At 39.3% G+C, this 10,904-nt stretch carries 8 protein-coding genes; 4 read left to right on the top strand and 4 right to left on the bottom strand.

Going from position 1 to position 10,904, the window contains the following annotated elements:
* Positions 1-124 precede the first annotated feature (124 nt).
* From B4H32_RS00230 to B4H32_RS00215, 4 genes are read left to right on the top strand one after another with little or no spacing between them, the layout of a single operon-like run.
* Entirely contained in the window at positions 125-1,621 is a 1,497-nt protein-coding gene (locus B4H32_RS00230; protein ID WP_286799018.1) for a TolC family protein, read from the top strand.
* A gap of 12 nt (positions 1,622-1,633) precedes the next feature.
* Complete coding sequence (locus B4H32_RS00225; protein WP_004682705.1) at positions 1,634-2,794, top strand: HlyD family secretion protein; 1,161 nt, start codon at positions 1,634-1,636, stop codon at positions 2,792-2,794.
* 3 nt (positions 2,795-2,797) lie between these two features.
* Positions 2,798-3,928 carry an ABC transporter permease gene (locus tag B4H32_RS00220; RefSeq protein ID WP_004640160.1) on the top strand — a complete coding sequence of 377 codons (1,131 nt, stop codon included), beginning with the start codon at positions 2,798-2,800 and terminating at the stop codon, positions 3,926-3,928.
* Positions 3,925-5,037 (top strand): ABC transporter permease, encoded by a 1,113-nt coding sequence (locus B4H32_RS00215; RefSeq protein WP_286799016.1) that lies wholly within the window; start codon positions 3,925-3,927, stop codon positions 5,035-5,037. The genes B4H32_RS00220 and B4H32_RS00215 overlap by 4 nt, the downstream gene beginning before the upstream one ends.
* A 24-nt stretch (positions 5,038-5,061) precedes the next feature.
* Here the strand turns inward: B4H32_RS00215 and gyrA are convergent, their stop codons facing one another.
* The 4 genes from gyrA to B4H32_RS00195 all read right to left on the bottom strand — a co-directional run bounded on the left by gyrA (position 5,062) and on the right by B4H32_RS00195 (position 10,394).
* Positions 5,062-7,794: a DNA gyrase subunit A gene (gyrA, locus tag B4H32_RS00210; RefSeq protein ID WP_286799015.1), complete on the bottom strand. Its 2,733-nt coding sequence runs from the start codon at positions 7,792-7,794 to the stop codon at positions 5,062-5,064.
* Between the two features lie 296 nt (positions 7,795-8,090).
* The gene (locus tag B4H32_RS00205; protein ID WP_004682708.1) at positions 8,091-8,606 is read right to left on the bottom strand and encodes a DinB family protein; all 516 of its coding nucleotides are present in this window, start codon (positions 8,604-8,606) and stop codon (positions 8,091-8,093) included.
* Between the two features lie 85 nt (positions 8,607-8,691).
* The gene (locus B4H32_RS00200) at positions 8,692-9,627 is read right to left on the bottom strand and encodes an FAD-binding protein (RefSeq protein WP_286799012.1); all 936 of its coding nucleotides are present in this window, start codon (positions 9,625-9,627) and stop codon (positions 8,692-8,694) included.
* 17 nt (positions 9,628-9,644) lie between these two features.
* Complete coding sequence (locus tag B4H32_RS00195) at positions 9,645-10,394, bottom strand: electron transfer flavoprotein subunit beta/FixA family protein (protein WP_286799011.1); 750 nt, start codon at positions 10,392-10,394, stop codon at positions 9,645-9,647.
* Between the last annotated feature and the right edge of the window lie 510 nt (positions 10,395-10,904).

Genomic DNA, 10,904 nt, shown 5'->3' with positions numbered 1-10,904 from the left:
TACTTTTTACAAATTTCATACACCAACATCAGCAATATAACTATTTAATTAAAAACATATTGTTTTAATTTTATAAAAAGAATTTAGACTCACTCAGGATATTATTAAAGTGCGACATACCATAATGTTGAAGCGACATAATCGACCGAGTTCTAAGGTCACACGGTTTCCAAAACAGCTAAGTCTCTGTATTAGTTTAATCAGTTATGGCTTATTTTCTACATCTACACTTGCTCAGACACTCAGCTATAGTGAAGCAGAGAAATTTGTCGTAGAAAATGCATATTCAACTCAAGCCCAGCAGGCACTTCAACAAGCATCTCGCTTAGAGATGGAAGCTGTCAAACATTTAGGGCTTCCGCGAATTGATTTAAATGCACGTGCTTATTCTTTTCATAGTGAAACAAGTGTTCCTTTAGAGTCAAGTAAACGCCGATTAGAAAACTCACTTACACGTGGTTTTGATGACAAATTATCTCAATGGGGAAATGTGTTCCCACCAGAAGTCATCGATCAAGTCAGCCAAGGTTTTGATCAAACCGTCAGTGATGGATTAAATAAAGTACCCAATAATTTAGATGTCACCATTAAAGATCATGATGTGAGAACATCTGTTTCTATGGTCATGCCACTTTATACAGGTGGAAAAATCAGTAGTGCCAAACAAATTGCCAGTATTCAATCCAAGCGTTCTGACATCAGTGAGAAACAGCAACAAGATTCTCAGCGTTTTGAAATGATTCAGACCTATTTTAATGTGCAATTGCAGCAACAATTATTAAGCACCAGTTTATTTAATCTAAATGCAATGCAACAACATTATGACAATGCATTAAAGTTAGAAAAGCAGGGTTTTATAAATAAAGGACAACGCATGCAATTTGAAGTTGCTCGTAATAATGCGCAACGTACCTATCAAAATGCACAATCGAATCTACAAGCGAGTCAGTTTAGTTTACAAAATTTATTGCAAACTAAAGCGCCATTAAATCTCAGCACTCCCCTATTCGTAAATACAGATCAAAATCATTCATTAGATAAGCTACTTGCAAACTACGACCAAAATTCAAGCCTCATCAAAAAACTGCAAATGGACACACAGCTAGCCAATGAAAATGTCCGAATTCAGCAAGCAGCTAAAAAGCCAAGTGTCTTTGCTTTTGGTGAATATGGTTTAGATGAGAAAGAAAATTGGATCATTGGCGTTATGGCAAAATACAATTTATTCTCTGGTGTCGATAAAAATAAAAACGTACATGCAGCAGAACTAAAACGTTATGCGGCAGAACTCATGACAGAACGTACCAAGCAAGAAATTGAAAATGTGCTGTACAAATCCTATAGCGAATTGAATGCTTCGCAAACCAGCCACCAACTATTGACACAAAACACCAAAGCAGCACAAGAGAATCTACGTATTCAACAACTTTCCTTTAAGGAAGGTATGGGAACTGCAACTCAAGTCATCGATGCACAAAATGCATTGAATGCATTGAGAAGTGAAATGGCAATCAATGCATATAAATATATTTTATCTTTAGCAACCCTATTACAAAGCTATGGCTCGATTGACGAGTTCAAGCTCTATGTTAATCAACCACGTACTGATTTTATCCGTTAATTGGAGACATTTATGAGCCAAAATCAATCATCATCCAATTCAAAACGCGATACAGATAACGTGGCAAAAGCGGATGAAACGCAAACGACTAACGTCGTAAATGAGCAAGCATCTTCAACAGAACAAATTGACACTAACAAGACTGCTACACCATCAAATACTCAGGAACCACCAGCGCAACCACCCCAGAAAGGTAAAGCTAAAATTATTGGTCTAATTATTGTATTTATTTTGCTTGGCTTAATTGCATATGGTTTATGGAAAGCATATCAACCCCAAGCAGTTGAATTACAAGGACGAGTTGAAGCTGAAACAATAAACATCAGCACCAAAGTACCTAGTCGTATCGAAGAATTTTATGTAACTGAAGGACAAGCCGTAAAAAAAGGGCAAGCGCTTATTCGCTTTGTGAGTCCCGAACTTGAAGCCAAAAAAGAACAAGCCCAAGCCGCCTTGCAAAGTGCAATGGCATTCCAGTCAACCGTTTATCGTGGTTCTCAACAAGAAAATATTGAAACTCTGTATGCCAACTGGCAAGCTTTAAAAACGCAAGCAGAACTTGCAGCAACAACCTATAAACGAGGTGAAAACCTCTATCAACAAGGTGTGATTTCTCGTCAACGTCGTGATGAGATGCTTGCGGCACAAACCTCTGCCCGTGAAACTGCTGAGGCGTCATATCAACAATATGCACGCGCTAAACGTGGTAGCACCGAACAACAGAAATCAACTGCCGATGCAAAAGTCGCCATGGCACAAGCTGCTGTCAAAGAAGCAAATGCATTGACAGAAGAAACCAAGCTCTATTCACCGGTCGACGGTACTGTATCGAAAACCTATGGCAAACCAACAGAGTTAGTCGCAACTGGTGTGCCTGTCGTCAGTATTATTGAAGACCATGAGATGTGGGTCAGTTTAAATGTCCGTGAAGATATGTATGAAAGTGTATATCAAAACAAAACTTTAGATGGTTTCGTACCTGCGCTGAATCAAAAAGTCACATTTAAAGTGAAGAACATTGATGTTGAAGGAGACTTTGCAACCATTAAAACCACACGTCAAACGGGTGGTTATGATATTCGCAGCTTTAAATTCCACTTAGTACCTGAGCAATCTATTCCAGATCTTAAAGTTGGAATGAGCGTACTTTTTAAAATTAAAGAGGCAAAATAACCAATGTTTGCTGCAATGCTTCGAGAGTTGCGTTATTTAAAATGCCATAAAGTAGATGCATTTATGGCAATCATTATGCCTTTATTGATCATCATCTTTTTTACCAGCATGCTTTCGGCTGGAAAAGCTGAGCACTTACCGATTGCCATTGTTGACCAAGATCAAAGCCAATTAAGCCGACAAATCATTCATAACCTCAGTATTAACCCAAGTCTAAGTGTAAAGACTATCAGTTCAAGTCAAGACGAAGTTGAACGTATGATTAATAGTACTCAGGTTTGGGGTTTTGTTTTCATTCCTGAAGGTGCGGAGCAACGACTTGTTCAGGCAAAAAATGCTCAAATTAGTATGGCGTATAACCAATCTTTTTTTACTATTGGCAATACCATTGCTTCAGCAATGCAAAGTAGCACCCTCAATGCCATTGGCGACTATTTAGGTAACAGTTATTTAGCAAATAAAATCCCTTATGCTGAATTCCCTACGCCACATGTCAAAGTCTCGATGCTATATAACCCCAGCATGAGTTATGAGCTATTTTTAGGACCGTTCATTGTTCCTGCAGTACTCCATTTATTGCTGTGTTGTTGTATTGCATTCGCAATCGGGCAAGAATTTAAGCGTCATACCTTTGCAGAATGGCTAGGTTCAACACAGATTGTTTCTCGATTTTTTGGAAAAATTTTGCTTTATGTGCTGATTTTTTGTTTCTGGACATGGTGCTGGATGTTCTGGCTCAGCCAGGTCAAAGGTTATTTTATCGCAGGCTCACTTAGCTTTCTTTTGATCGCTCAGTTTGTGTTTTATTTTGCCTATGCCATGATCAGCAGTAGCGTTATCTTAGCTACCAAAGACCTGCCTAAAAGTTTTGGTTTTATCGCACTATATGGTGGCTCATCCATGAGTTTCGCAGGTGTCACACTCCCCTTAAATAATGCTCCTGCATTTACACAATTATGGTCAATGATTATTCCATTTACCCCTTACGCAAAATTACAAACTGAGCAATGGGTGATTGGAAGCGATGTCATTATTTCAGTTATACCTTTCATTATTCTGCTCGTTTTTGCAGTGATATTTAGCTTATTAAGTCTTCGTTTATTGAGGAAAAATGTTCAGGAGATTCACTCATGAAATCATTTTTCTTTTATTACAAACAAACTTTCAAAAATATTGTGAAAAATAACTCAGTGTTTACCACACTGATTGCCTCTATCCTCATGTATAGCTTTTTCTATCCAACTGCCTATAAAGCGCAAGTTGCAGAAAATATTCCGATCGTGATTGTTGATGAAGAACAAAGTGTTTTAAGCTCTAAAATTATTAGTCAAACTGCTAGTAGCCCCCATATCCAGATACAGGCTGTCACAGGGAACTTCCTTGAAGCAGAACAAATGGTGAAAAACCAAAAAGCTGAAGCGATCTTATTACTTCCAGAAAACCTGAGTCAAAGCCTCAGACGTGGTGAAATGGGAGGGATTGGGCTTTATCTCAGTACAGCATATTTTTTACAAACTAAAGAAGCTGCTACAGGTCTTGCGACCTCGATCGAATATACACTGAAAGAGCATTTGGAAAAATTTGGCGAAGCCTCCCAATTTGAAATTGAGCTGCCAATCCACGATATTCCGTTATTTAATACATTATCTGGATATGGAAGTTATATTTTTCCCGCTGTTGCGAGTTTAATTATTCATCAGACACTGTTATTAGGTCTGGCTATGTTGATTGCGAGCTATCGTGAATCAGGTTGGATCGCAAAACCAATCGAGTTTTGGGCAACTTTTACAGCAATTCTCACAATAGGTTGTCTTGGTTGTTTATATCTCTTCGGTTTTACATTTTGGCTTTATGACTATCCTCATGGTGGAAATTTCTGGGGAACGCTGCTTGCAACGCCAGTTTATGTAAGTTGTATTATCGGTCTAGCGATGCTGGTTGGATCTTTAGTAGATATGCCTGAACGTGTAGGACATTTAATTGTTGTCACCTCAGTTCCTCTTTTCTTATTAACAGGTACTGCTTGGCCACATGCAGCTATGCCTGAATGGATGCAATATTTAGCTTGGATTCTTCCATCTACACATGGTGTTCAAATGTTTGTGCAATTAAATCAGATGGGTGTACCTACAGCAATCGTGATACCTAAACTGATTTATCTAGCAACTCTTGGTGGAATCTTGTTGGCTTGCTCTTATTATCGTTTAGTCATGCTAAAGCCAATAAAAAAGGAAGCTAATTAGCTTCCTTTTTTAACAACTTATCACTTAAGCTTCTGGAGTATCATCTTTAGGTTCTACTAAAGCTTCCTCAGAATTTACTGCATCAAGCTCAGTATTTTCTACTGATTGCTCTATAGTCTCTAACTCTTCGTCTTCTTCTACAGCTTCAATGGATACAACACCAACTAATGTTTCAGCGTCACTCAATCGAATCAGACGAACACCTTGTGCGTTACGACCTGTGGTTGCCACTTCTGCTGCACGTGTACGAACCAAAGTACCACCATCAGAAATCAACATCAGCTCTTTGGTTTCATCAATCGATACAGCACTGATTAATTCACCATTACGCTCACTCGTTTTAATCGCAATAACACCCTTACCACCACGTTTCTTGGTCGGGAAGTCATCCACTGGAGTACGCTTACCATATCCATTTGCACAAGCACATAACACCTCACCCGTTTCAGGAACAACAACAAGTGAAACAATACGGCTTACAACATTAGAATCAGAAGAATCGTCATTATCATCGCTGTCATCATTTTCAACTTCAGCATCTTCTACGTCGATCGTGTTACTTGCAAAACTAACACGCATACCACGTACACCTTTCGCAGTACGTCCCATTGCACGAACATCTGTCTCAGCAAAGCGAATCGCTTTACCTTCATTTGAGAACAACATGATCTGCTGATTACCATCCGTAATCGCAACACCGATCAAGGTATCTTCTTCGTTTAACTCAATAGCACGTAAGCCATTAGAGCGAACATTACTAAACTGTTCTAACTCAACACGTTTAACCGTACCTGATGCCGTAGCCATAAACACATAGTGATTTTCAGGGAACTCCGTCAACGGTAAGATCGCGGTAATCGTTTCATTCGCTTCCAATGGTAACAAGTTCACCATCGGGCGTCCTTTAGCACCACGAGAGGCTTGAGGTACCTCAAACACTCTCAAGCGATAAACTTTACCAACATTTGTAAAGCACAATACTGTCGCGTGGTTAGATGCAACAATCAAATGCTGAATAATGTCATCATCTTTCATTGAGGTTGCTGATTTACCACGACCACCACGACGTTGAGCTTGATAATCCGAAAGTGGTTGAGTTTTTGCATAACCTGTTTGAGAAACAGTGAGTACCACTTGTTCTTCAGGGATTAAGTCTTCACGACAGAAATCAACACCAGATTCAACGATTTCTGTACGACGTGCATCACCATACTGTTGCAGGATTAAAGCAAGCTCTTCACGAATTACGTTCATCAATAAATCAAAGTCATTTAAAATCGCCGTTAATTCAGCAATTTGACCTAAAATCTCAGTATATTCAGCGTGCAACTTATCTTGTTCAAGACCCGTCAAACGATGTAAACGTAATTCAAGGATCGCATTCACCTGTGTTGGTGATAAACGATAAATATCTCCTGACAGACCAAATGGACGTGCAGGATCTTCCCCTTCAATTTCATCTGGGCGAACTGAAATAGCGCCAGCTTTTTCTAGAAGTGCGACAACACCACCACCAGCCCATTCACCAGCCTGTAAACGCTCACGTGCTTCACTAGGATTGGCAGAAGTCTTAATGGTTTCAATAATGGCATCAATATTCGCTAATGCAACAGTCAAACCTTCTAAGATATGCCCACGCTCACGTGCTTTGCGAAGCTCATACATGGTTCGGCGTGTCACAACTTCTTGGCGATGACGGATAAATGCCGCAATAATATCTTTAAGATTCATCAATTTTGGCTGACCATTATCTAGGCAGACCATATTGATGCTGAAAGAGTTTTGCAGTTGGGTGTGTAAGAATAAATTATTTACAATGACTTCCGCGTTTTCGCCACGCTTCAAATCAATTGCAATACGCATCCCTTCCTTATCTGACTCATCTCGAAGTTCAGAAATTCCTTCAAGTTTCTTTTCTTTAACCAGTTCAGCTATACGCTCAATCGTTTTTGCTTTATTGACCTGATATGGAATTTCAGTAAAGACGATAGTCGTACGACCCGTTTTCTGATCTTCTTCGAAATGATACTTACCACGGATATGAAGACGACCTTTACCCGTACGATAAGCATCAACAGTACCTGATTTACCGTAAATAATACCGCCAGTTGGGAAGTCAGGACCAGTAATATGCTCCATCAATCCTTCAATAGAAATATTCGGATTATTGGCATAGGCTAAACAAGCATTGACGACCTCAGTCATATTATGCGGCGCCATATTGGTCGCCATACCTACTGCAATACCTGTTGTACCATTGATCAAAAGATTAGGAATACGAGTTGGCATCACTTGCGGAATACGCTCAGAACCGTCGTAGTTATCTTCCCAATCAACCGTGTCTTTTTCTAAGTCGGCCAAAATTTCATGGGTAAGCTTTTGCATGCGGACTTCGGTATAACGCATTGCCGCCGCACTATCGCCATCGACAGAACCAAAGTTACCTTGACCATCAACCAACATGTAACGCAAGCTAAAATTCTGCGCCATACGAACAATGGTTTCATATACCGCACTGTCACCATGAGGGTGATATTTACCAATCACGTCCCCGACAACACGAGCAGACTTTTTGTATGCTTTGTTATAATCATTGCCCAATTCGTGCATCGCAAACAATACACGACGGTGAACAGGTTTTAGACCGTCTCTCACATCTGGCAATGCACGAGATACAATTACGCTCATGGCGTAATCTAGATATGAATGCTTGAGTTCGTCCTCAATGGCAATCGGTCTGATTTCCGATACGCTCATGCATACTCCTTGTTTACAGGTCGATGGTTCCACCTGTTTTTATGTCTTCAATCTTGCAAAAATTTAATCCAAAAACTTGAACTAAAATTAAAAAATATAGCGAAAAATTATAGCATAAATGACAGGTTAACTGGGAGTTTGCTAATCTGAAAATAGCATTTTTTTACAATAAAAAATTTATTAGAATTAATAAGTTAAAAATCTAGTTTTCCATTTTTCAGTGAACAGAATAAAAGGTTACTTTTTAATCAAAATAAAGGCATTTTTAATAAAATCTTCAATCCAGTTTTTTAAAATCAGCGGTATAAATAGGCATATTCTCTTTGAAAGAAAATTAAGTCTAGCTCCAAGGACTTTGCTGTTAGCTCAAAGATCATGCTGTGCATTTGACCTCGATGATGCGTTTGATGGTTAAATAGGTGTGCCAATATCTCAATCAAAGGCTCAGTATAAATTTGACCTCGACGGACATAAGCAATGGTTTGATGGAATGAAACTTCATCATGTTCATGAATAAAATTTATCAGACTTTGATCATGTTCAATTCGAGCATTCTCTAATTGGGCGAGTTGATTATAAAGAATTTCATCCAAAGTATATGTTGATGCAACAACACCTTTGATACGCTCAAACCAAAGTATATCTCCTACCAACACATGATTTGCCGTTTGCATAAGGGATTTAAAATAAACTTTACAATCTTGATTTAATTGCTCCTCTGTTAAGCCGATGAGCGTAGAAAATAACTTTTGATTTGCCCACTGATTATAATGAGCCAGCATCAGAAAATAGGTCTTAAAAGTATAATTCATCGGTAATGCTCTCATTTATTTATTCTTATTTTTAACATAAAAAAACACCCCTTTCGGGGCGTTCTTCAACTTTATTCAGAGCGAATTAAAGTTTAGATACCAATTCAGGTACAACAGTGTTCAAGTCGCCCACTAACCAGTAGTCAGCAACGCTGTTGATTGGTGCTTCTTCGTCTTTGTTGATTGCAACAATAACTTTAGAATCTTTCATACCTGCCAAGTGCTGAATCGCACCAGAGATACCAACAGCAATATACAAGTCAGGTGCAACAATTTTACCTGTTTGACCTACTTGGAAGTCGTTTGGTACAAAGCCAGCATCTACAGCAGCACGTGAAGCACCTTGAGCAGCACCAAGCTTATCAGCTAATGGGTCAAGTACTTTATGGTAGTTTTCACCAGAACCTACACCACGACCACCAGAAACAACGATACGCGCAGCAGTTAATTCTGGGCGATCAAGTTTCACGATTTCTTCACTTACAAACTTAGAAATACCAGCATCTTTCACCTCAGCAACAGCTTCGACTACAGCAGAACCGCCTTCAGCAGCTACAGCATCAAATGCTGTACCACGAACTGTACCTACGATAATCGCTTCATCTGATTGAACAGTTGCAATCGCGTTACCAGCATAGATAGGACGCTTGAAAGTATTTGCAGATTCAACAGCAATGATGTCTGAAATCATGCTTACGTCAAGAAGTGCAGCAACACGTGGAAGAATGTTCTTACCAGTTGTTGTAGAAGCAGCTAATACGTATTTGTAACCGCCTTTTGCGATGTCAGCAACCAAGCTAGCAACGTTTTCAGCCAATTGGTTTGCATAAGCAGCATTGTCAGCAAGTAATACTTTGCTCACACCAGCAACTTTAGCAGCAGCATCAGCAACTGCCTGAGCGCCAGAACCAGCTACTAATACAGTAATATCACCACCGATTTTTTGAGCTGCCGCAACAACGTTTAAAGTTGCACCGTTAAGTGTCTGGTTGTTGTGATCAGCGATAACTAAAATACTCATGATTGTATCCTTCTGTATTAGATCACTTTCGCTTCGTTTTTCAATTTTTCAACAAGTTCGTCTACAGACTTCACTTGTACGCCAGCTTTACGTTCAGCAGGTGCTTCAACTTTAACAGTTTTAAGTTTAGTACCAGTTGCAACGCCGTAGTCAGCAGGAGATTTAGTATCAAGCGGCTTCTTACGAGCTTTCATAATGTTTGGAAGAGCAGCATAACGTGGCTCATTCAAACGTAAGTCAGCTGTGATGATTGCAGGAAGTGCAAGCTCAACAGTTTGTAAACCACCATCGATTTCACGAGTAACTTGTACTTTACCGCCGTCAACTTTAACTTCAGATGCGAAAGTACCTTGGCCAGCACCTAGTAAAGCACCAAGCATTTGACCTACTTGGTTAGAGTCATCATCAATTGCTTGTTTACCAAGAAGAATAAGTTCTGGTTTTTCAGCATCAACAACGCCTTTTAGAATTTTAGCAACTTCTAAAGCGCCAACTTCGTCAGCAGTTTCAACTAAAATACCACGGTCAGCACCTAAAGCCATTGCAGAACGGATTTGTTCTTGCGCGTCTTTAGAACCCACTGAAACAACAACGATTTCTGAAATCGTTCCTTTTTCTTTTAAGCGAACCGCTTCTTCCACTGCGATTTCACAGAATGGGTTGATTGACATCTTAACGTTGGTAAGGTCAACCCCACTATTGTCCGGCTTAACACGAACTTTAACGTTGGCATCAACCACACGTTTTACAGCGACAAGAGCCTTCATGTAATCCTCGGCTGTTCTAAGCAAGTAAATGTAGTGAAGAGCATTCTAACTCTTCGATCGAAACTTTTTAGGTGCTCTATCTTGCAATGTATTTGGCATTTCGGTCAAGTCACAATTTCCCATGTGGCTGTAAAAAAGATGAAATGCTCAGTTCACTAATTTAGAGCACTGAGAAATCAACTCAATTGAGCTATCCGCTCTTATCAATATTACATTTTGATTTTATTAATATTTTTATAAAATTCAACAAGCTAAAATAGATCTTGCAGACAAAAAGCAGATGTTCTGTAACTGATCATTTCGGGCAAATCCAAATACTCAGCACTTTTTGCAAAAAATGGGCAATAAAGTAAGAACATTGTTTAAGTGTGCTCTGTAAAATGAGTTGCCTATTTAACGTCCAATTTTGCAACATAATATATCAGGATTCAGCTTTTTTGTGCCCGAGGATGGCTTTTGTCATATACATTCATCAATTGCTCAAAGTCGAGATGGGTATAGATTTGGGTG

This window comes from Acinetobacter sp. UBA2063 (assembly GCF_002333245.1).
In the GTDB taxonomy this organism is placed as follows: domain Bacteria; phylum Pseudomonadota; class Gammaproteobacteria; order Pseudomonadales; family Moraxellaceae; genus Acinetobacter; species Acinetobacter parvus.
Note: the sequence above shows the minus strand (reverse complement) of the source record. Positions and strands in the feature narration are given on the sequence as shown.